This window comes from Nostoc sp. FACHB-133, assembly GCF_014698055.1.
Lineage (GTDB): Bacteria > Cyanobacteriota > Cyanobacteriia > Cyanobacteriales > Nostocaceae > Nostoc.
Genome location: NZ_JACJSH010000061.1, coordinates 15,880 through 37,734 on the forward strand (window position 1 = coordinate 15,880; position 21,855 = coordinate 37,734).

20 protein-coding genes and 6 pseudogenes are annotated in these 21,855 nt (G+C 47.5%); 20 read left to right on the plus strand and 6 right to left on the minus strand.

The window, feature by feature from the left end:
- Nucleotides 1–57: 57 nt before the first annotated feature.
- The gene (locus H6G86_RS30935; RefSeq protein WP_190937520.1) at nucleotides 58–3,627 is read right to left on the minus strand and encodes a WD40 domain-containing protein; all 3,570 of its coding nucleotides are present in this window, start codon (nucleotides 3,625–3,627) and stop codon (nucleotides 58–60) included.
- Nucleotides 3,628–4,029: 402 nt separating this feature from the next.
- Between H6G86_RS30935 and H6G86_RS30940 the strand changes: the two genes are divergently transcribed.
- The 12 genes and pseudogenes from H6G86_RS30940 (at nucleotide 4,030) to H6G86_RS30995 (ending at nucleotide 11,095) form a co-directional block, all read left to right on the plus strand.
- On the plus strand, nucleotides 4,030–4,785 hold the full coding sequence (locus H6G86_RS30940) for an SDR family oxidoreductase (protein WP_190937521.1): 756 nt from the start codon (nucleotides 4,030–4,032) through the stop codon (nucleotides 4,783–4,785).
- Between the two features lie 151 nt (nucleotides 4,786–4,936).
- Nucleotides 4,937–5,896, plus strand: a pseudogene (locus H6G86_RS30945) (hypothetical protein).
- A 141-nt stretch (nucleotides 5,897–6,037) separates the two neighbouring features.
- Nucleotides 6,038–6,361, plus strand: coding sequence for a hypothetical protein (locus H6G86_RS30950; RefSeq protein ID WP_199338492.1), 324 nt, complete (start codon nucleotides 6,038–6,040; stop codon nucleotides 6,359–6,361).
- A 133-nt stretch (nucleotides 6,362–6,494) separates the two neighbouring features.
- Complete coding sequence (locus H6G86_RS30955; RefSeq protein WP_190937522.1) at nucleotides 6,495–6,947, plus strand: cupin domain-containing protein; 453 nt, start codon at nucleotides 6,495–6,497, stop codon at nucleotides 6,945–6,947.
- Nucleotides 6,948–7,063: 116 nt separating this feature from the next.
- Nucleotides 7,064–8,059 (plus strand): alpha/beta hydrolase, encoded by a 996-nt coding sequence (locus H6G86_RS30960; RefSeq protein WP_190937523.1) that lies wholly within the window; start codon nucleotides 7,064–7,066, stop codon nucleotides 8,057–8,059.
- Nucleotides 8,060–8,204: 145 nt separating this feature from the next.
- Nucleotides 8,205–8,510, plus strand: a complete 306-nt coding sequence (locus H6G86_RS30965) for a 2Fe-2S iron-sulfur cluster-binding protein (protein WP_190937524.1) — start codon at nucleotides 8,205–8,207, stop codon at nucleotides 8,508–8,510.
- 98 nt (nucleotides 8,511–8,608) lie between these two features.
- Nucleotides 8,609–8,761 (plus strand): annotated as a pseudogene (locus H6G86_RS30970) (rubredoxin); the annotation flags it as partial.
- 112 nt (nucleotides 8,762–8,873) lie between these two features.
- Entirely contained in the window at nucleotides 8,874–9,020 is a 147-nt protein-coding gene (locus tag H6G86_RS30975) for a hypothetical protein (RefSeq protein ID WP_190937525.1), read from the plus strand.
- Nucleotides 9,021–9,251 (plus strand): annotated as a pseudogene (locus H6G86_RS30980) (helix-turn-helix domain-containing protein); the annotation flags it as partial.
- A gap of 214 nt (nucleotides 9,252–9,465) precedes the next feature.
- Nucleotides 9,466–9,618, plus strand: a complete 153-nt coding sequence (locus H6G86_RS30985; protein WP_190937526.1) for a hypothetical protein — start codon at nucleotides 9,466–9,468, stop codon at nucleotides 9,616–9,618.
- Nucleotides 9,619–9,667: 49 nt separating this feature from the next.
- Nucleotides 9,668–10,480, plus strand: coding sequence for an alpha/beta fold hydrolase (locus H6G86_RS30990; RefSeq protein ID WP_190937527.1), 813 nt, complete (start codon nucleotides 9,668–9,670; stop codon nucleotides 10,478–10,480).
- 360 nt (nucleotides 10,481–10,840) lie between these two features.
- Nucleotides 10,841–11,095, plus strand: a complete 255-nt coding sequence (locus H6G86_RS30995) for a hypothetical protein (RefSeq protein ID WP_190937528.1) — start codon at nucleotides 10,841–10,843, stop codon at nucleotides 11,093–11,095.
- Here H6G86_RS30995 and H6G86_RS40055 read toward each other — a convergent pair.
- A complete protein-coding gene (locus H6G86_RS40055; RefSeq protein WP_369009472.1) occupies nucleotides 11,082–11,138 on the minus strand; it encodes a hypothetical protein in 57 nt (18 codons plus the stop codon). The two genes, H6G86_RS30995 and H6G86_RS40055, sit on opposite strands and share 14 nt — an antisense overlap.
- Before the next feature lie 191 nt (nucleotides 11,139–11,329).
- Between H6G86_RS40055 and H6G86_RS31005 the strand changes: the two are divergent.
- Nucleotides 11,330–12,820, plus strand: a pseudogene (locus H6G86_RS31005) (ISNCY family transposase).
- A gap of 256 nt (nucleotides 12,821–13,076) precedes the next feature.
- The gene (locus tag H6G86_RS31015) at nucleotides 13,077–13,385 is read left to right on the plus strand and encodes a PEP-utilizing enzyme (RefSeq protein ID WP_242065054.1); all 309 of its coding nucleotides are present in this window, start codon (nucleotides 13,077–13,079) and stop codon (nucleotides 13,383–13,385) included.
- On the opposite strand, the gene H6G86_RS31020 is transcribed toward H6G86_RS31015, so the two are convergent.
- Nucleotides 13,358–13,777, minus strand: a complete 420-nt coding sequence (locus tag H6G86_RS31020) for a GFA family protein (protein WP_190937529.1) — start codon at nucleotides 13,775–13,777, stop codon at nucleotides 13,358–13,360. The two genes, H6G86_RS31015 and H6G86_RS31020, sit on opposite strands and share 28 nt — an antisense overlap.
- Before the next feature lie 205 nt (nucleotides 13,778–13,982).
- Between H6G86_RS31020 and H6G86_RS31025 the strand changes: the two genes are divergently transcribed.
- The gene (locus H6G86_RS31025; RefSeq protein ID WP_190937530.1) at nucleotides 13,983–14,237 is read left to right on the plus strand and encodes a hypothetical protein; all 255 of its coding nucleotides are present in this window, start codon (nucleotides 13,983–13,985) and stop codon (nucleotides 14,235–14,237) included.
- Here the strand turns inward: H6G86_RS31025 and H6G86_RS31030 are convergent.
- Complete coding sequence (locus H6G86_RS31030) at nucleotides 14,234–14,374, minus strand: hypothetical protein (protein ID WP_190937531.1); 141 nt, start codon at nucleotides 14,372–14,374, stop codon at nucleotides 14,234–14,236. The genes H6G86_RS31025 and H6G86_RS31030 overlap by 4 nt on opposite strands.
- A 33-nt stretch (nucleotides 14,375–14,407) precedes the next feature.
- On the opposite strand from H6G86_RS31030, the gene H6G86_RS31035 reads away from it, so the two are divergent.
- The 5 genes and pseudogenes from H6G86_RS31035 to H6G86_RS31050 all read left to right on the plus strand — a co-directional run bounded on the left by H6G86_RS31035 (nucleotide 14,408) and on the right by H6G86_RS31050 (nucleotide 17,763).
- Complete coding sequence (locus tag H6G86_RS31035) at nucleotides 14,408–14,770, plus strand: S-adenosylmethionine decarboxylase (protein WP_190884671.1); 363 nt, start codon at nucleotides 14,408–14,410, stop codon at nucleotides 14,768–14,770.
- 109 nt (nucleotides 14,771–14,879) lie between these two features.
- Nucleotides 14,880–15,161 (plus strand): annotated as a pseudogene (locus tag H6G86_RS40235) (GFA family protein); the annotation flags it as partial.
- Between the two features lie 12 nt (nucleotides 15,162–15,173).
- The gene (locus H6G86_RS40240; RefSeq protein ID WP_242065056.1) at nucleotides 15,174–15,320 is read left to right on the plus strand and encodes a GFA family protein; all 147 of its coding nucleotides are present in this window, start codon (nucleotides 15,174–15,176) and stop codon (nucleotides 15,318–15,320) included.
- A 216-nt stretch (nucleotides 15,321–15,536) separates the two neighbouring features.
- Nucleotides 15,537–16,259 carry an alpha/beta fold hydrolase gene (locus H6G86_RS31045; protein ID WP_190937533.1) on the plus strand — a complete coding sequence of 241 codons (723 nt, stop codon included), beginning with the start codon at nucleotides 15,537–15,539 and terminating at the stop codon, nucleotides 16,257–16,259.
- A gap of 235 nt (nucleotides 16,260–16,494) precedes the next feature.
- Entirely contained in the window at nucleotides 16,495–17,763 is a 1,269-nt protein-coding gene (locus tag H6G86_RS31050; protein ID WP_190937534.1) for a glycosyltransferase, read from the plus strand.
- On the opposite strand, the gene H6G86_RS31055 is transcribed toward H6G86_RS31050, so the two are convergent.
- Both H6G86_RS31055 and H6G86_RS40245 read right to left on the minus strand, forming a co-directional pair.
- Nucleotides 17,760–21,341, minus strand: a complete 3,582-nt coding sequence (locus tag H6G86_RS31055) for a WD40 domain-containing protein (RefSeq protein ID WP_190937535.1) — start codon at nucleotides 21,339–21,341, stop codon at nucleotides 17,760–17,762. The two genes, H6G86_RS31050 and H6G86_RS31055, sit on opposite strands and share 4 nt — an antisense overlap.
- Before the next feature lie 201 nt (nucleotides 21,342–21,542).
- Nucleotides 21,543–21,755 (minus strand): annotated as a pseudogene (locus tag H6G86_RS40245) (IS1634 family transposase); the annotation flags it as partial.
- Nucleotides 21,756–21,855: the final 100 nt, after the last annotated feature.

Below are 21,855 nucleotides of genomic sequence, written 5' to 3' on the forward strand. Positions count from 1 at the left end.
ATAGGTTTCATCAGTTATTAGATGAGATCGAACACAAGAGCAGTTGCTGAGATCACCTTAATGCTCAATCGCCCCTAATGCTTTTAGGGTAGACTTTTGAGCTACTGTCAACCCGGTCGCACCCTGAATATTCATGCCTTCATACAAGCGATCAGCTCTCAGCGTTTTGAGACACTCACCTGTTGTCGGATTCCACAATTTAATGGTTTCATCCTGACTACCGCTGACCAAAAGTGCATCTGAACCGGATGGCAGGCTAACGTCGATCGGACTAAACTGAACCGAACAGACCCGACTGCTGTGCCCTTGCAGTACTTTTTGGCAGGTGCCGTCTCGGATATCCCACAGCCGAATCGTTTGGTCGTCACTGCCACTGGCTAGGAAAAGACCATTAGGGCTGAAGGCAACGGAGCGAACTCCATTGGTATGGTCGTTTAACGTTTTCAGGCACCTTCCGTCTCGCACATCCCACCATCGAACTGAGCTGTCCATGCTACTCGTCGCTAGAGTCTGACCATCGGGGCTAAAGGCAACGGACAAAACCCAACAGGTATGTCCGTGAAGAGTTCTAAGGCACCTTCCGTCTCGTACATCCCAGAACCGCACCGTGTGATCATTGCTGCCACTCGCAAGGGTTTGTCCATCGGGGCTAAACGCGACTGCCCAAGCCCAACCCGTATGACCATGAAGGGTTCTAAGGCAGCTTCCGTCTCGCACATTCCATAACCGCACGGTTTGATCATTGCTGGCACTTGCAACCAGTTGACTATTCGGGTGAACTGCCACTGCCCAGATCCAACTAGTGTGTCCAGGCAAATCCCTGGAGCAAGTTTCCTGTCGCATATCCCATAACCGCACGAGGGCATCATAACTGCCACTGGCTAAGGTGGAGCCATCTGGACTAAAGCTGACTGAACAAATCCCATTGGTTCGTCCGTGAAATGTTTTAAGGCAGGTGCCGCCTTGAACATCCCACAATCGAGCAGAAAGGTCTGCACTGCCACTCGCGAGGGTTTGACCATCTGGATTAAAGGCAACTTTCCAAACACAACTGCTATGACCTTGCAGCAGTTTGAAGCAGGTGCCATCCTGCACATTCCATAATCGCACTGAAGCATCCTCACTGCTACTGGCAAGCGTTTGACCGTTGGGATTGAAGCTGAGTGAGGTAACCCAACCTGTATGCCCTTGCAGGGTTTTGAAGCAGACACCTGTCCCGACCTGCCACAGTCGAATGGTGCCATCTTCACTCCCGCTGGCCAGGAGTTGACCATCGGGGCTGAAGGTGACTGTCCTCACCCAACGGCTATGTCCTTGCAAGGTTTTGAGGGTGGTTCTGCGATCAACACTCCACAATCGGATCGAAGCGTCTTCACCAGCACTCGCCAGCAACTTTCCGTTGGGACTAAAGCAAACTGAAGTCACCCCGCCCGTGTGACCTGGCAAAACCGCCAGACAGGTACCGTCTTGGGCATTCCAGAGCCGAATCGTCTGGTCATCGCTGCCACTCGCCAGCAGTTGACCATCGGGGTTGAAGGCGATCGTCCAAACTCGATGAGAATGACCCCGCAGTGTGTTGAGACAGGTTCCAGGGCGATGGCTAGAATCACTTGCTGTATCCAGGTTTGCAGAATTGGAATGCTCAATATCGGGGATCTGCACATCCCACAACCGAATCAGCCAGTCATGGCTGCAACTGGCAAGCGTTTTTCCGTCGGGACTGAAGGTGACCGCCCAGATCCAACCCTCATGTCCCTGCACTGTCAAAACCGGTTGACCATCAACCACGCGCCACAGGTAAATCTTACCGTCCAAATCGCCGATCGCCAGCAGACTACCATCTGGATTGAAACTGACTGACATGACGCTACTTAAGGTCTCTGCAAACACAGATGTGGTTAGATCGGCGTTGCGAAAATTGACACCCGCCAAGTTGACCTGCCGCAAGTCGGCTTGCCATACAGCTAGCTCCGACAAATCACAGCCTCGTAAATTGCTTTGCAAATGCACCAGCAGATTGAGGAGATTACCAGCAAGATAATTGGGCTGAGGTGCTTGCTTTTGCTGTTCCAACAGGTTTTTTAATTGCTGTTCAAGGCTTTGTGACTTGCCAAACTGAAGCTGCAATTGTTCAGTGATAGGCTCCACAATCAATCGTTTTTGCATCTCTCGCACGTAGTCTTTTGCCTGGGCTTTGATCAGGGCATGGCTTTTAAGACGCTCTGGCGATTGGCTGGCAATTTCCCAAAAGATGCACTGCACGAGTTGGTCGCTGGCATACTCCATCACAACGGGCTGGAGAAAAAACCGCTCACCCTCCTTTTCAATCAGCGATCGCCGCAATAACGACTGCATTGCATCCGGTAGTCTGCGCCTAGCAGCCTGAGTTACCAAATCCTGGTTCAACTTGGAAAGCGAGACTGGTTCGCGATTAATCGCTAACTCAAACAGCATTTCCTGCTCAATCTCACTCAGGCGATCGAACTGGTGCTGGAGCAAGTCGCGAATATCATCAAAGACCGCAAACCCCTGCTGTACATAGTTCAATATTTCAGCAATGCTACCACTAAAGAGATCCTGGGTTGTGGCTGCCACCAGCTTCAGCGCCAGGGGATTGCCACCGTAATGGGTGACTAATCGCTCCCATTCTGAGTTGGTTCCCGCGAAGTTTCCTTTACAGCGAAATAGTTTTTGTCCTGCTTCTGGGTTCAGTCCTTTGAGTAGGAATGTTCTGACTGCTTGCTGCTCCCCTTCCAGTGGCACAATCTCTCTAGGCTTTTCCCGACTGGTAAGCAGCAAGCAACTCTGATGGGGAACTCCCCCAATCTCCTTGAATAGCTGACCATAGCTCTCATAACCTGCTCGATACTGTGCCGATTGTCCGGCACTCAGGATCGTCTCAACATTGTCCAGAATCAGCAAACAGCGCTTTTGACGCAACCCCGACCTCAGCTTCAGCAGTTTCCCATCCAGGCTGCTTGGCACAGCGACATCCTCTCCCTGTGCCCGCAATAGCAGTGGCAACACTGTCTCTAACCACTCTTCAAACGGTGGGGCATTTTGCAGCGATCGCCACACCACCACCTCAAACTTGGTTTGAATCTGCTGCACCAGTTTGACAGCTAGGGTACTTTTACCGATTCCACCTATCCCCAGCAGTGCCACGACTCGACAGCGCTCTGTCACAATCCATTCCTCCAGGGTCTGTAATTCTCCAGTTCGCCCACAAAACTGGGTTATATCCATCGCCTCTCCCCAGTCAGCCCATATCTGAGGCAAAACGGTCACAGTAGCGGTGGCTGGAGGTGCGGCATTCGGTTGTTCAAAGGCTAGAGTCTGGGTTTGGGTGGCATCAATCAGCGATCGCCGCCACTGATGTTCTAATGCCCCGCGAAAGTTGGTTTTACTGACGGGTTCCCCGCAGGCTTGCTCCAGCAAGCTCCAAAGTTTGGGCCCGACGTTGCGCTTGATATAGCTGAGGGAGTAGCCAGACACTTCAGCAATTTGCTCGTAGGTCTGCTCTTGCAGGGTACCCAGAAGAATGGCGACTTCTACTTCATTGAGCCGTCTACCTACTTTGGCGAAGACGACGGAATTAGCAACATGCAACGCATCTTCTAAATCCATCGTTTTTTACTCCATTAATGGTAGTGGACTGATTTTACCACCAGTTCGAGGTGAACTTTTTGTTTTGAACACGACCAGACTAAAGCTTTGGTAACAGAAGGGATTCAGCTAAATCAAACCAAAATTGCTCGCGAAAAAGTTCACCTTTTCTTTATTTAGCCTCGTCCTAGTGACCTCAAAGTAGTGAATTTATAGGCAACGACAAACCCAAAAAACTTCTCTAATGTAGTGACATCAGGTTCAAAGGTGCGAGGGAAAGGACATAGCAGACCGCTCACTCCTAGTCGCCTGATAACCTTCACAATTCCCTGATTTCTAGCAGTAACCCAGTTCTACGATCCCAGTCCCCGATCGCTTAGCTAAGTTTCTGCTGCAAGGGATTCACTATTTAGGAGATTCAGTATGAAGATTGTCGTTATTGGTGGCACTGGACTCATTGGAACAAAACTCGTGAACAATCTGCGTCAGCTTGGTCATGAGGTCGTGGCAGCATCACCCAGATTGGGCATCAACACCATCACGGGTGAGGGGCTGGCTGAGGCACTTGTAGGTGCTCAGGTGGTCGTGGATGTGGCGAACTCGCCTTCGTTCGAGGACAAGGCAGTTTTAGAGTTTTTTGAGACATCCGGTCGTAACTTGCTAGCGGCAGAAGCTGCGGCTGGCGTGGGACATCATGTGGCACTGTCAGTCGTCAATGCTGATCGCTTGCCCGACAGCGGCTATATGCGAGCAAAGGTCGCCCAGGAAAAGCTGATCAAGGACTCCAAGATTCCTTATTCGATCCTCCGCGCAACACAGTTCTTCGAGTTTCTCAGCGGTATCGCCCAATCGAGCACCGACGGGCAAACAGTTCGCTTGTCACCTGCCCTTATGCAGCCGATTGCATCGGATGACGTAGCCGCCGCACTGACCAAAATCACCGTTGGGGCACCCTTGAACAGCACGATCGAGGTGGCTGGCCCCGAAAAATTCCGTCTGGACGAACTTGTTCAACGCTTCTTGAGTGCAAACAACGACACACGCAGGGTGGTTACAGACATCCACGCCCGCTACTTCGGCATTGAGCTAAACGATCGCTCCCTTACCCCTGGCGACAATCCACGCATTGGGGCGACGAACTTCGATCAGTGGCTTGGCCACCAAGCTAAAGCAGCCTAGAACGTCTACAGAAACCGGGTTTCTCGTGAATGCTGCTATCAAATTTGATCGGTTTGCCAGAAGAAACCCGGTTGCTAGAAACCGCTCTTTGTCCGTCGTGATGCGGTAATCGGCGGCAGTCCGACAGGTTTAATTTTACCGGAATACCTCTATGGAAAAACCAATTCGCATTTTGCTACAAACCACCATTCCGGCATCAAAAGATGACTGGAGTATTGAACGGTTCTCCTTGTTGCGCGATCACCTCATATCTCTAAGAGATAAAAATGGTTCCCCTCTCTGTCAGGTCGTGGCACGTAACCGGGAATTAGATGCCGAGGAGAATGACCCGGTTTTGAACACCCTTGAGCACTCAGAATTTGATGAGCTATGGCTGTTTGCTGTAGATACTGGCAACGGTATCACACCAACGGAATCTGCCAGCATTAATGCCTTTCGTCAACGAGGCGGCGGTAGCCTAATTACACGCGACCATCAAGACTTAGGCTCCTCTATCTGCAATCTGGACGGGGTTGGGGCTGCCCACTATTTTCACACGCGCAATCAAGACCCAGATGAATCCCAGCGGCAAATTGACGACACCGATACGACTTCGATTTCCTGGCCTAACTACCACTCCGGGCGCAACGGCGACTATCAAATTGTCATACCCGTTGAACCCGTTCACGAACTCCTGCATACTCCAGCATCCCCTTCCAGATATATCTAATTCTTCCCGGCTCATCCCCATGAAGGGGCAGTTGGGGTTCCCACAGGTGTTAGCAATGCTCGCGTGATTGCGATGGGCAAAAGCCTGATTTCCGGTCGTCTGTTTAACCTGGCTGTCGCCTTTGAGCGGGAACAGGACGCAGCAGGCAACATCCTGGGGCGTGCCGTCGCTGAATCCACCTTTCACCATTTTGCCGATCACAACTGGAACCCCGACATGGGTGCTCCCAGTTATGTCACTGAACCTATAGGGGATGGCTTTAAGCGAGAGCCACACACCCTTGAGGACATCAAAATCTACGTCCGAAACCTGGCTTTGTGGCTAGCTCCCGCTTGCCTGGATGCCAATGTGCATGCGTACAAACCGGGTCGGATGGAACCTCAACTCAACACGGCAAGGTAAGCAATCATGAAAATAACTGCAAGTGCTCGAACCATTTTGGTCGTGGGATTCATGCTGATCGCGTTCAACGGACTATTCCTGTTTGGCAACGGACTGTTTATGCTTGTTGCTCTGCTGGCGTGGTACAACATCATTCCTGGCGTGACCCACACGGGTTCCTTTAACCAGCACTTCATCCGCGATATTGGGATGATTCAAATGTTCCTCGGTGCTGCTTTCGCGATCGGGATGTTCCAACCAGCGCACCGCTTTGATCTGTGGGCTGCGGCAACATCATGGCTAATCGCTCATGCCAGTTTCCATCTATGGGAAGTTGCAGTCGGCATTTCCTCTCCATCAACTATTACGCAAGATTTTCCTGCTGTCACTCTCCCGGCTTTGATTGGTGTTGCACTGACGACCTGGGCTTGGCACACCAGTCCACACTTGGCATCTCCTGGTCTGATGACCAGAAATTCTTTGTGATTTAAGCTGAGCAATCTAGAAATGCACTGGCGGGAAGTTATACCACTGTGTCCCCTCGCTGGATCTCACAGGAGGGGATGTGTCATACGGCAGATTTGGCTCGACGAATTTGTATTCCCAAGGGAGAAACCAAATGTTCACTAAATTCCTCCACAGAGTTGCATTCGCAGCACTCTCCATATTCGCAGCTTTTTTCGTATTCACAGCGCTTCCTGTATTCGCAGCTTCAGCCGATGATATGTCTACTGATAAGTCCAAGATAACGTTGGTCTTTGATCATGCCCTTCCCAATGTGCCCGGTAAAAGCATGAAAGGCGTGCTAGTCGAATATGCGCCAGGTGGCTCATCGCCTGCTCACACCCATCCAAGCTCGGCTTTCATCTATGCAACAGTTCTGGAGGGTGCGATTCGTAGCAAAATCAATGACAATCCGGAACAGGTGTATCACGCTGGTGAGAACTTTTTTGAAGTACCTGGCAATCATCATCTTGTCAGTGCAAATGCCAGTGATACTCAACCCATGCGTATGCTAGCTGTCTTTGTCGTTGATACCAATGAAACGAACCTGGTCACACCCGACAAATAGTGGAACGCAAAATTACACATTTTAGGGTCTGAGTAAACTGAGCAATCTAAAAATGTACTGATGGAGAGTTATACCGTTGTGTCTGATCCACCATCTATAAAATTCAAGGAGGATTTATGACTGTTCAAGCAAAACCGCAAACGCTAAACATTTTGGAAGTTGCAGATGATCCGCGTCTTTCTAAGGAAACAAAAGCATTCTTGAAGGAGTTAAATTCAGCAGGTATGGCGTTAGAAACACTCACTCCACTCGAAGCACGTCAAGTACTAGTGGATACTCAGACCTCCGTTCAGGTTGATCTTTCAGGGATTGATGAGTCTGAGAAAACGATTATTGCTGATGATTACGCGATCGCGCTCAACATCGTGCGACCTGCGGGTGTCAAAGGCACATTGCCCGTTTTCATGTTTATTCATGGTGGTGGATGGGTCTTGGGTGATTATCCAACACACAAACGTATGGTTCGCGATCTTGTTGTACATTCAGGGTTTGCGGCTGTCTTTGTCAACTACACCCGCACGCCAGATGCTCAATATCCCCAGGCGATTAATGAAATCTATGCCGCGACGAAATGGGTTGCCGAGCATGGTGATGAGATTGGAGTTGATGGCAAAAACCTGGCGATCGTTGGCAACAGTGTCGGAGGCAATATGTCAACGATAACGACGTTAATTGCGAAAGAAAAGGGCGGTCCACACATCAAGCTGCAAATCCTGATGTGGCCGATCGTCGATGCAAATTTTGAAACGGAGTCTTATCACCAATTTGGCGATAAACGGTTTCTCACAACGCCGTTGATGAAGTGGATGTATGACATGTACATTGCTAACCCAGAAAAACGCAAAGACATTTATGCCTCTCCCTTGCAGGCTAAAGTTGAACAACTGAAAGGATTGCCCCCGACGTTAATTCAGGTTGCAGAAAGCGATATCTTGCGGGATGAAGGTGAAGCCTATGGACGCAAGCTCGATGAAGCTGGGGTAACTATGACCACCGTGCGTTACAACGGCATGATTCATGACTTCGGACTGCTGAATAGTTTAGCCGAGCTTCCAGGCACCCGTTCTCTTTTTGTCCAGGCAGCCGCTGAATTGAAGAAATATCTGCAATAGGGAACGATTGGGTTTCTGAACCAATTTGCTCAATCACTCGAAATGCACTGGCGGGGAGTTATACCAATGTTGCTGAAGTTACCCTAACCTTTTGCAACAACCCAATTTCCCAGCACTTTTTTAGAGAAATTAGAGGTTTTGTCTCATGGGAGTTAATTACCAAGTCAGGCTGTTTAACGAAGCCAAAGACATTGATCAAACCGTTGCAGTTCAAGATGATCGCTACATTCTGGAAACGGCGGAAGAAGCAGGAATGGATTTGCCCTACTCCTGTCGGCAGGGTGTGTGTTCTACTTGTACGACAAAACTGATTGAAGGCGCAGTTGACCAATCCGAACGATCTTCTCTCAGTGAAGAGCAGATGGCTGAAGGGTATGTACTCATTTGCGTTGCTTATCCCAAAGCAGATTGTGTATTAAAGACGCACAAAGAAGAGGAGTTGTTTGATTGAACACGTTGGTGAACCAGTAACGTAGTGAACAAATGATAGATTTTCCAAGCTTTTCTCATACTACTCAGGAAGTACTTATGGAATGATATAAATGTCCGGTCTGTGCTCACATTTATGATCTGGCGGAAGGCGATCCAAAGTCTGGAATTGCTCCAGGAACAGCGTTTGAGGATCTGCCGGAAGATTGGAAATGTCCAGTCTGTCGCACGAAGAAAGCAAAGTTTCAACCAGAGCTATCAGCGGCAGTTTAGCGGGTTGTGTCGTAAAAGGTAATGCGTTCTAAACCGTAAAATATAGATTAAGAGACAAACTCATGAGTCGTGATTTGCAATGCCTTGACCTACTCCTGTCGATAGCCTTGAAGTGTCGCGCAGCTTTCCGCAACAACACTTTGACTCCCGTTTGAATAGTGCGCTTACCTTTGTTGCACAAGAGGTGAGTGAATTACTTCAGCAAGCTTATTCGGTTCAGGTTGATGGCAACAACCCTGCTGGTACAATTGCTATTTGAGCGATCAAGCCAGAGTACAGGCAAATTATTACGATTGAACCGTTGACTGAGCGCGAGTTAGAGGTATTGCAACTGATTGTTGATGGGCACAACAACATTGAAATCGCCGGGAAGCTTTATATCACGGTGGGTACAGTAAAGACCCATGTTCGCAATGTTTTGAAGAAGCTCTATGTGAGCGATCGCACTCAAGCAGCAATTTGGGCACTCCGCTCTGGTCTTGTCCACTAGAGTTGCATCAACGGCATGATTTATGACTTCGGCTTGCTGAATGGTTTAGCGGAATTTCCAGCCACCCGTTCTCTTTTCGTTCAAGCTGCCGGAGCTCAAGAAATATCTGCAATAGGGAACGATCGTGTCAGAGACCCAATTTGCCCAATCACTCGAAATGCACTGGCGGGGAGTTATACCCCTGTGTCCCCTTGCTGGATCTTAGAGGAGAGCGATGTCAGAGATCCAGACAGTGCAGACTAACCATGACCGGAACGATGGGGAGTTTTTATCGCTTCCTCCCCTTTATTGCCACCAACGGCAGGCGAAACCCTGCATCAGAGCGGTCAGAGGAGGCGATCGTCTCCGGTCATGCCTACCTGTTTAGCCCTCACGTCCTCCATTCAATCTAAATCACTACAAAAAGAATCACAACCATGTTATTCGCACAGAAAAGAGTTCAAGGATTTTTGCTCAGTTTGCTACTTGTCGTTGGCTTTACTGTCGGTTTGGCGATACATCATTCAGATGCAGTTACGGCACAACCCTTAGCCCAAACGTCGAACCCCAAACCCGCGATCGTTCTCGTGCATGGTGCCTTCGCGGATGGCTTTAGCTGGCAACGGATTATCCCACTGCTAGAACGAGATGGCTACACGGTAACGGCTGTACAGAACCCCCTGACATCTCTCCCCGACGACGTTGCCACGACCAAACGGGTCATTGATGCCCAAAAGGGTTCTGTCGTAGTGGTGGGACATTCCTATGGTGGTACCGTGATTACAGGTGCGGCGGCTGGTAACCCACACATGAAAGCACTCGTTTATATTGCTGCCCATGCACCAGATGCAGGTGAGAAGACTACCGAGTTGAATGGCAAATACGCCCCTTCCCCACTCAGTTCAGCACTGGTGCCTGATGCGGCAGGTTTCTTCTACGTTAATCGAGCGAAGTTGCACGATGTCTTTGCCAGGGATCTCCCAACTGCCGAGGCAAGCGTGCTGGCAGCCACCCAAAAGCCAATCAACAGTGTCGCTTTTGACCAATCAGTGACTGATGTCGCCTGGAAGAAAATCCCCTCCTGGTATCTTGTGGCTCAAGAAGACCGGTCCATTAATCCTGATCTAGAGCGCTTTATGGCAAAACGTATTGGTGCCAAAACCACCGAGATCAAAGCCAGCCATGTGCCGTTTCTTTCCCACCCTAATGAAGTTGCCGAACTGATCGAAACGGCTGCCACTGCGAACTAAAAGTCCAGCCTTGTCTGAAACATTAAGGCATCCGATTACATGATTTACATAATACCTTTGCCATCGGATAAATGAAACTGACCCATACTCATGAGAATGTAGTCGAGGGTACGACTGGCGAAGGCAGGAGTTTTGCTAGCGCTTTGCCAGATGGTATTGGCTTCCCTAGCTATCTAATTGTTATACAAAGCAGGTAAGCTAAGGAAAGCACCTAGCAGCAGTAAAAAATTAGTGATAGTAAAGTTGCCTCGCCATCGCCCAGAACGAAAATTCAGTAATATTAAACGAATAGTATTAGAATGTTCGCTCATCGAGTGCGTGCATTGTGGGGCAGAATTAGCACTACGCAGACCAAGACACATGCGTAAAACCGTTCAAACAATGGATGGTGCAGTATTTATGGCAGGCAACAGTAAAGAATGTACCAATCCCAGTTGCACACATTTTGGTAAACATTACTACGCTACTGGCGTACTCAAATACAGCTTTCCTTACAGTACGTATGGGCTAGATGTGCTGGCATTTATCGTTTGGCATCATGAGCATGAGCATCAACAGTTGGTAGAAATTCAACGCTCATTAAATCAGCGCGGTGTGTCCATTAAGTATATGTGACTGCCCAGCCTTCACTGAGTAGTTCTGCAGCAAAGTGACGCATGGCTGACCAGAGCAATACCAGTTTTTGCCTAGCATGGCAAAACTTACTAGAGGAGAGTAAAAATCCTGTAATCTTGACCTTGTAACGAAATAATGGTGCAAAAGCTTGGCAAGAAAAAGTCTAAAACCAGAGGCAACATCGTTCGAAGTACTCGATTGTGTTCAAAAAAATGCCCTTTGTGCGGTCAAGCAATGTGGAATGAATACAATAATCCTCGACATATAAGAACGTTTTATGAGGTAGTAGAACTACAGCTAAAAATTCGTCGATGTCAAAATAAGTCATGTCTGCGGTACAAAAAAGCATATCGACCAGAGCAAGAAGGGTCACTCGCTCTACCACAGAACGAATTTGGTTTGGATGTGATTGCTTATGTAGGAGCATTACGCTACCAGGAACATAGAAGTGTTCCTCAAATACACACTCACCTTGAATTAAAGGGTATATGTATAAGGTAAGCGTTCGGTCACGCACTTAATTGACAGATATGACGAGTTACTTTCTTTATGGCTAAAAAACCATAAAAGGTTAAAAGCAATAGTTAAAAATCAAGGACGAGTGATATTAGCCATTGATGGGATGCAGCCAGAAATTGGACATGAGGTATTATGGGTAATTCGAGATTGCTTATCAGGAGAAATAATACTAGCTAAAACCTTATTATCATCAAGAAATGAAGATTTAGTGGCGTTATTATTAGAAGTAACTAATACCCTAAATGTACCAATTGATGGTGTTGTTAGTGATGGACAACAATCAATTCGTAAAGCTGTAAAAGTAGAATTACTTAGTATTGCTCATGGTTTATGCCATTATCATTACCTGAAAGGAGCAATTAAACCCATATATGAGGCGGATAGACATGCAAAAAAGGAATTGAAAAAAAAAGTTAGAGGATTACGAGACATTGAACGTAGTGTTACCAATGAAGATCAGGAAATGGCAAATATTATTGAAGATTATTGCTCGGCAGTGCGTAGTTCTATAACCAATGATGGTCATCCACCGTTAGAGGCATCTGGATTAAAGTTACAAGAAAATTTGACGTTGATAGAGCAAAGCTTAGAAGGATGGAAAAAAGCGCTTTACCACCACCTTTGGTTAACCTAAAATACCTGATAGCTAAGGGATTATCTGCGACTGCATCCTTATTTGCACCTGTTATAGTTGCATATCAGTGGGTTGATAAAGCTAGTAATATTCTCAATAATAAAATAGGTCTTGATGCTGGTGCAGTCAAACAAAGTTATCAGCAACTGTTAACAGAAATGTCCCAACAAAAGCAGAAAGCTGGGACACTTAGTACCGCAATCGATAACTTTATAAAAACCACTCATCACTACTGGTCTGGACTTTTTCATTGTTATGAAATTGAAGATTTTCCCAGAACTAATAATGACTTAGAACATGCTTTTGGTATGCTACGTCATCATCAACGTCGTTGTACCGGTCGTAAGGTTGCCCCCTCATCCCTCGTTATTCGTGGTTCTGTCAAACTTGCCTGTGCGATAGCTACTAAACTTCATTCTTTTACCGCATCTGATTTAGCGCAAGTTGATATTCATACTTGGCTCGAATTACGCTCTCAATTGCAAAAACACCACAAAGCCAGAATTGAACAGTATCGATTTCACAGAGACCCCAAGGCTTACTTGGCTAATCTAGAAAGTCGTCTTCTCTAGTAAGTTTTACCACACTAGGTTATTACGTCTGACGGTGAAATCATTGCAGGTCGGTACAAACGAGAAAATCTCCCAGCCGAAGCTATTGTAGGTCTATCTGTTTCTTCCGGAGTTATAGAGGGACGCGCACGTGTCATCTTTAACATGGAAGATGCCGATCTAGAAGATGGAGATATATTAGTCACCTCCTTTACTGACCCTAGCTGGACACCATTGTTTGTATCCATAAAAGGTCTAGTAGTCTGCCAACCCAAAAATGCTAAGTGAGGACTGGGGAAAGGGAAAAGGGAAAAGGGTAAGAGATTTAAACCCTTTTCCCCTTTCCCCCTTACCCTTTACCCCGCAAAGTTCACTTGGCGAACTACTAGTCACCGAAGTTGGTGGACTGATGACACATGGAGCAGTTATAGCACGTGAATATGGCATAAGTGCAGTTGTCGGAGTAGAAAGTGCTACCAAACTGATCGATGATGGACAGAGAATTCGAGTTAATGGAACGGATGGCTATGTAGAAATCCTCAGTTTATTAGACAACTCTTACCATGATTCTGGATACTCGGCATGAGTTGGCAGTCCTCCGCTCGTGCAACCCCATGACGCTCTAGATGCCCAGAAGATGTGATCCGTCGGTGTAATCGGTGGTGCTGTATCTAATGAGCCACCTGGAATCACCATAAATCTGCCATTGCGCGTTAGGCGAGGAATCGGACAGCCGCAATGACGACAAAACCACTTGCCGAAGCTCTGTGCGGTGGGAAGGTCATACCGGGTAATATCCTCCTCTCCTGACAGCCATCGAAACTGACTGGGATCAATAGTTAGATTGGTCGCATGACCTGTGCCCGTACTCTTGCGACACCGTGAGCAGTGGCAATGAGCCATTTTCTGAAAGGGTGGGTCAACCTCAAAGGTGATTGTTCTGCAAAGGCAGCCGCCGTGAATACTTGACTCATCCATTCGCGCTCTCCAAGTACCTGATGATTCAACGTTGCGATTGCTCGATAATACCCTGACTTTCCAAAATTATACTGATCTTACCATCAAAAGCTGCCTACCTCGCTTTTCCTCGCTTTCTGCTTGCCGATCTCCTTGCTTTACCAGGGCTGACCCTGATTGAGTTCCAGCTTACCGTTGTAAATGTAAGCGAACAACCAACAAAGACATGATAAAAACGATCGCACGATTAAACTCAAACCTGAATTTACTGAAGCGCAGGAATCGCAATCATGAAGATGATGAGATATATGGTGGTAGCGGTAAAGACAGGATCTATGCTGGAACAGGAGCCGATCTTGTAGAGGGTAATAAAGGCAACGACAGACTTGAAACCACCCGATCGCCAAACGACAATGCAGCTACAAGACCGTCGTATCCTTGCCTGATTGTCTGCCCCAAACTACACTCACTGTTGGTTTAAACGAAGGGGGTTCTATTCCTTGGACGCGATCGCGGGATATTTTGGTAAAACTCAAATCTTATGTAATACGTTAGTAGGCGATCGCCATGACCGAAGAATTCTACCCCATGCAAAGCAGATGCTCCTGTAAGCTTCACATATCGTCTAACGACTTGTTCTAAAGGAGACTAATGAAAAACCTTGCACCAAACATTTTTCGACAGCGACTGCTCATCGAAGGTTTTTACACAACCGATATGAGCGAAGCAATGTTAGAAAAATATCTTCTCAATGTTGCTGCACATCTTGATCTTCGTACCTATGGTAAACCGATTATTTTCTCACCAGCATCGGGTATGGGTCGAGATGAGAATGCAGGATATGATGCTTTCGTTCCATTGATCGACTCTGGTATCTCAGCCTATGTTTGGAGTAATGCCCAGTTTTTCTCGATTGTTATCTACACTTGCAAAGGTTTTGATGAAAAGGCAGCAATTGAATTTACACGAGAATACTTTGCAGTTTCTGGGGAGATGGTCAGTGTATCGTTTTAACATTTGCAGCACAACGATTCAAATGCAGCGGACACGTGAGATCCGGTTTGCTTCGTTTCATTTCTCTGCTGCCGCTGATTTGAGCCATTAAGTATTAAAAGAGGAGTCTATGCAACTGCTTACTGGTCGCTGCCTTTGTGAGAAAATTGCCTACGAAATTGAAGGCGAACTTGGTCCAATCTTTCATTGCCACTGCTCAAAATGCCGACGGTGGCACGGTGCAGCATTCCGAAGCCGGGCTACAATCAAAGCATCGCAGTTCAAGTGGACTAAGGGCGAAGAACTGTTGTCCCGGTATCACTCGTCAGAGTTTGTTGTAAAACATTTCTGCTCAGTTTGCGGCTCAAATTTAATAAGCACGTACGACAACGATCCAGCCAAGATTGGAGTTCCCCTGGGTGGCTTGGAGCAAGCACCCAGCAAAGAACCAGAAGGGCACATCTTTGTTAGCTCAAAGTCTCCTTGGTTCAAGATCACCGATGGTCTACCACAACACGGCACTTGGCCAGGTTCTCATGCCAAAGTTCGCGAGACAAGTGGCGATACCTAACAGCAATATAACAACGAACTACTGGCTTTTACTCGTATGATGTTTGAGTTTGGTTCGCAGCCGCTGAATAGCACCGTTATGCGGCAATCATTGGTGGAGACAACCGCGAAAACCTAGCTGCTAAAGTTCGAGACTAAAGTAACGTGAGATTACTAGGGGCGGTTAATTGATGAAGTAATTGTGTACAACATCTATCAAGTATTGGGGGACTCAGAGATGGATTTAGCTTTTGTACTCATTCATGGTGGTGGACTGGATACATGGGTTTGGGAACGAATGATTCCACTCCTGAATTTTCCTGCGCTTGCTGTAGGTCGTGCTGCTCCGGGCACAAACCTGAATCGCCTGACTATCACTGACTCTGCACAATACATTCAGTCTCAAATTGAATCGTCTGGCTTTCAAAAAGTCATTGTGGTCGCCCATTCGATTGGAGGTGTTCTTGCCCCCACTGTTGCAATATTGTTACCTCAACGAGTGGCACACATCGTTTTCGTGGGTGCGAATATTCCACCAGAGGAAAAACCAGCGATTTCTATTTTCTGTCCATCTGAACGGTTTGGAATTGCCGTGTGGCTGCGATTAACCGCATGGAAGATGTCTTTCATGGATAAAGCGATAGAAGAGGATATGCGGAAAACGCTTTGCAATGATATGGATGAGACAACTGTGCAACAAGTTCTGGCAGGTGGTAAGCATCCAGAGCCACCTGCGTTATTCTATGAGCCTGTTTCACGGCAAAAGATGCCTTCCATTTCTTGTACCTACATTAAGTTGCTAAAAGATCAAGGTATCCTGCCACCGTCAAGACAAGATGAGATGGCAGCCAATATTGGAGCGAAGGTTTTAACCCTCAATACAGGACATACAGCGATGTTGAGCCGTCCTGATGAACTAGCAGAGTTGTTAAATGGGGTTGCAAGTGAGGTGAATGTTTAACCAGAGTAGCGATCGCTGCTAAACCGTTGAGTAATGGAGAAGGCAAATTATGACAACTGGCTCAAATGATATTTTGATAATTGCAATCAACTATTTGAAAGCTCTGTGCGATTGATAACTCATATGGTGTAGAACTCATCTCCTGAAATCAGTTGTGTACTGACCTCTTCTGGAATAATTTGCGATCAACTGATGATAAGTAGGCGGACACAGTTATATCATCCAACCTAAAACCATGCACATCACTATTTTAACCACAGGTTCCCGTGGAGATATTCAGCCGTATCTTGCATTAGGACTGGGTTTACGGCAAGCAGGTCACTGCGTTCAAGTTGCAACTCATCTGCCGTTTGAGACGCTCGTCCGCAATCACGGGCTAGCGTTTGCTCCGATTGTGGGCGATATGCAGGCGTTGCTCAGTGGAGAAGACGGACAAAAACTACTAGAGTCGGGTGGTAATCCGATCGCTTCAATTCGTCAGTTTGCCAAAGCCGCAGAAACGTCAATGACTGCAATGCTCAACGATTTTTGGTCTGCCTGCCAGCACACAGATGTGATCATTTCTTCGATTACCACAACCGCAGGCTACGACATTGCCGAGAAGCTAAACATTCCCTTCTTTTTAAGTAGCTTACTTCCCATCACTGCCAATTCAGATTTTCCCTTTCCCACAACTCCACCAGGGCTGCGTCTAGGACGAGTTTATAACGCGCTAACCTATCCCCTGATCGATCAAATCCTCTGGCAAACGTTTCGCACATCTATCAATCGCTGGCGGCAATCCGTTCTGGAGCTTCCTGCCATCGGGTTGTTTTCTGAACCATTTCGCCGCATGGAGCAAGCTCAAATTCCGATTCTCTATGGCTACAGTACAACAGTGATTCCTAAACCTGCAAACTGGTGCGATCGCCATCACGTTACGGGGTACTGGTTTCTTGACGCTGCGGCAGACTTTTTGCCCCTTGCTGATCTGGTAGATTTTCTAGCTGCGGGTTCTTTACCAATTTGCATTGGTTTTGGCAGCATGACTGGGAGTGATCCCGCTACAACAACTGAGATCGTGTTAGCGGCCCTTGAGCAAACTGGGCAGCGAGGTATCCTCTTAAGCGGTTGGGGTGGAATTGGGCAAATGGCTCTGCCCGATACAGTCTTTCAGCTCGAAGCCGTTCCCCATGACTGGTTGTTTCCCAGAGTCTCTGCGGTTGTCCATCATGGTGGCGCAGGAACAACCGCAGCAGGGTTGAGAGCAAGTGTTCCTGCCATTGTGATTCCATTCTTCAGCGACCAACCCTTTTGGGGAGATCGCCTTGCCAAACTAGGGGTCGCACCCCAGCCAATTCCGAAAAAAACGTTGACGGTAGAACGGTTAACGACTGCTCTACAAGCAGTGACAGCCGATCTCACGATGCAATCGCGGGCGGCTACCATTGGTGAAAAAATTCGGGCAGAAAATGGCGTACAAGCTGCTGTCGCAGTCATTGAGCATTATCTGAAAAACTATTAACCAGGCTGCTCGACCGCCCCTAATGCTTTGAGCGTTGCCTTTTGCGCTTCAGTGATACCTGTAACTCCCGTGATATTCATCCCTTCGTAGGGGCGATCGGCTCTGAGTGTCTTTAAGCAGACTCCGGTTTGCGTATCCCATAGTTTAATTGTTTCATCGGCACTGCCACTGAGTAAAGTTGCGCCATCAGGACTCCAAGCGACAGACCAAACCGAGCTAGTATGTCCTTCTAAAGTCTTTAGCAGTTGTCCAGAGGCAACATCCCACAGCCGCACTGTCAGGTCATAACTGCTGCTAGCAAGTTGTTTGCTATTGGGACTAAACGCAACCGATGTCACCCAGTTGGTGTGTCCCTGCAAGGTTCTTAAAACGTTTCCTCTGGAGCTATCCCAAAGTTTCACCGTCTTGTCAACACTACCCGTCGCCAGCAGGGGAGCGATCGGACTGAACTGGACTGACCACACCCAGTCGCTATGGCCTTGCAGGGTCTTTAGAACCTGCCCGGTTGAAATATCCCAAAATTTTACGGTTTGATCAAATCCGCCACTGGCAAGGATGCTGCCATCTGAACTAAACGCAACCGATGTCACCCAACCGAGATGCCCTTCCAGGGTTTTGAGCAGTTCCCCGGTTGCAACATCCCACAGCCTTACGGTTAAGTCATTGCTACCACTGGCAAGCATTGTTCCGTCCAGGCTCCAGGCAACTGACCAAATCCAGCCTGTGTGTCCTCGGAGCGATCGCAAGACTCGTCCGGTTGCGACCTCCCAAATTTGAATTGACTGATCCGCACTGCCACTGGCGATCGCAAGGCTATCGGGACTAAACGCGACTGCCAGCACCGAGCTAGTGTGCTTGTTTAAGATATTGAAGAGTTTTCCTGTCGCACTATCGCGCAGCTTTACGGTTCGATCTCGACTGCCTTGAGCCATCACAGCATGATTAGCACTCCAGGCAACTGACCATACCCAGTCGCTATATCCTTGAGAGGTTTGTAGAACTTGACCCGTGACGACATCCCAGACCTTGATCGTTTGGTCATGACCACCACTGATTAAGGTCCTACCATCGGGACTAAATGCCACTGACCAAACTTGATAGCGGTGTCCCTGTAAGGTTCGCAATACCTTTCCAGTCGAGACATCCCAAATCTTCACGGTTTGATCGTGGCTACCACTGGCTAATGTTGTGCCATCAGGACTCCATGCCACCGACCAAACTGGATTGGTGTGTCCTGTTAGCGTTCTTAATAGGGTTCCAGACGGAATATCCCATAGTCTAACGGTGAAGTCTGCACTGGCACTGGCAAGCATTCTGCCATCGGGACTGAACCCAACCGATCGCACCCAATCCGTATGCCCCTCCAGGACATTCAGGAGTTGTCCAGTCAAAGCGTTCCACAGCTTAATGGTGCGATCGTTGCTCCCCGTAGCGAGGGTTGTGTGATTAGAACTCCAGGCAACCGAGCAAATTTGATCGGAGTGTCCCTGCCAGGTTTGCAACACCTTTCCAGTCGAGACATCCCAAATCTTCACGATTTTATCCTGACCACCACTGGCTAACGTTGTGCCATCGGGACTCCATGCCACAGACCAAACTGGATTGGTATGTTCTGTTAGCGTTCTTAATAGGGTTCCAGACGGAATATCCCATAGTCTAACGGTGAAGTCTGCACCAGCACTGGCAAGCAGTTTGCCATCTGGACTGAATTTGACGAACATAACCTCACTAGTATGCTGTTTGAGAACAAGCAGAGGTTGGCCGTCTACAAAGTTGTAAAGACGAATCTGGTTATTCGCTTCTCCGATCGCAAACAGACTGCCATCAGGACTAATATCAACGGCATAAACTGCACCGAATGTTTGGGCAAAGACAGACCGATCAAAGTTTGTGCAGGTGAAGTTAACTTGATGCAAATTCACAGTTTGTAGGTAAGCGTGTCGAACGATCAGCCCAGAAAAGTCGTAGTTGGTTAGATCTAACTGCAAACAGTTGCAGAGATTCATTAAATTACCTGCACCATAACCAGATTGCTGAGTTTCGCTTCGCCTTAACTGCCTCAGTATTCGGAAGATTTGCTGTTCTTGAGCAGCTATGGAACTAAATTTTTGATAGAAGCCATTAGCTACAAATTGCAAAATTAACCGCACCTGACTTTCTCGCACATATTCTTTTACGGTTGTTTTAGTTAGTGCGTAACTCGTAAAAAAATTAAGTTCTGCTGTGTTTAATTCTGTTGTAACTTGCTCAATCAAACGTTCTGTAATGTATTCCATCACTACAGGCTGTTGAGTATAGCTACCCGATTGCTTTTCAATCAGCGATCGCCAATTCAAACTTTCTAACGTTTCTAATAACTTTCCCTTAGAAACGGCAGGAATAATATCGTCCTGAAGTTCTGCAATACTGGTCCACTCGCGGTTTATCGCGAGCCAATACATCGTTGTTTGCTCTAGTGGAGAGAGGCGATCAAACTGTTGATCGAGTAACCGACGAATGCCATTGAAGATTGTAGTGTCTTGCTTCAAGAACTCATTAATGTCGCCCTCAAACAAATCCTGAATCGAAGTTGATACAATCTTGATTGCTAACGGGCTATTGCTATAGCGATCGCCCAATTCCTGATTTTGTTCAGGTGAACCAATTAATCCTTTGGCTTGCAGAATCGCTTGTGCCGCCTGTTGTGACCCGCTCAGTCGCAGCGATCGCACCTTAAAATCAACGCCTTCAAATGCTGCCACTTCCGCAGGTTTTTCTCGACTGGTGAGAACCACACAACTTTGATGATTCGATTCACTCACCAGCCGTAGCAGTTCACCATAGCCCTCATATCCAGCTCGAAACTGTCCTGCGCTCTCACTACTCTGCAAGATGGTTTCCATATTGTCGAGAATGACTAAACAACGATGCGATCGCAAGTAGTGGATGAAGCGAGCGAGAGTGTTTTGCGTATCCTGCTGATTTGAGAGAAACGGTACTAAGTCCGCTAATAAATTCTCTAGAGGAGGAGCATTTCGCAAACTCCGCCAGATGACAAACTCGAACTCATTGCCTCCTTGAATGCTAGAGGTAATCAGCAGTTGATTGGCTAGCTTAACTGAGAGAGCCGTTTTGCCAATGCCGCCCATCCCCAGTAATGCAATCAGACGACACTGATCGTTCGTGACCCACTGCATTAGGGTGGTGAGTTCACCACTGCGACCATAAAACTGAGAAACATCAAGGACCTCGCCCCAATTGGTTTGGATGCCAGCAGGACGAGGTAAAACAATCTCTACCGACTGATTTCGGTCAGCTTTGGGTTGCGTTTCCTGACGTTGATGTAATCGCTCAATTGCCGATCGAAAATTGTTCTTACTGACCGATTCGCCTAGTACCTGACTCAAGAGCTTCCAAAACTTGCGTCCACTATCGTCCTTAAGATACTTGACTGAGTAGCCGTTTATCTCTGCGATTTGCTCGTAGGTTTGCCCCTGCCAAGCTCCTGCAAAAATAAGCTGCTCAACATCCCTCAAGTATCTGCCGATTTGAGCATGAACCGCTTGATTGGCGATCTCTAGGGCTTGCTCTAAGTCCATGAGTCAAAACATGGTTAAAGATCTGCTAGTCACATCTTACCTGATTTAACCAGACAGGGAAAGGTTAACGACCTCGCTTTTCCTCGCTTTCTCGTCGCTTGATCTCCTCGCTCTAACAGGGCTGACTCTCATAAGATTTGGGTTTACCGTTGTAAATGTGAGGGGTCAGTAGATAAATCTAAACAGTTCCTTGCTTCATTATAGTGAACTCATTTTACAGCCGCCAACAAACAACAACCCTTTCTTGTTCAACGTGGCGGTAATTTGTTGATAGGCGGGAATGTAAAGTCAGTCATCTGCTTTTTCTCCAGATACTACCTGGCTAACAAGGGGCATCCCCAATAGGTCAATCATCCCCATCATCAGTTTTACCTGTGGCAGGTTCGGGTCATCTTTGCTGTGTCCAAATTGGAATTGAACGCCGTAAAGGCAATAAAATTAAGGCAAAAGGAATATATCGAGACCCAGTACGTTCAAGTAACAGTCAAGTTGTTAAGGTTAGTGGCTTACGATG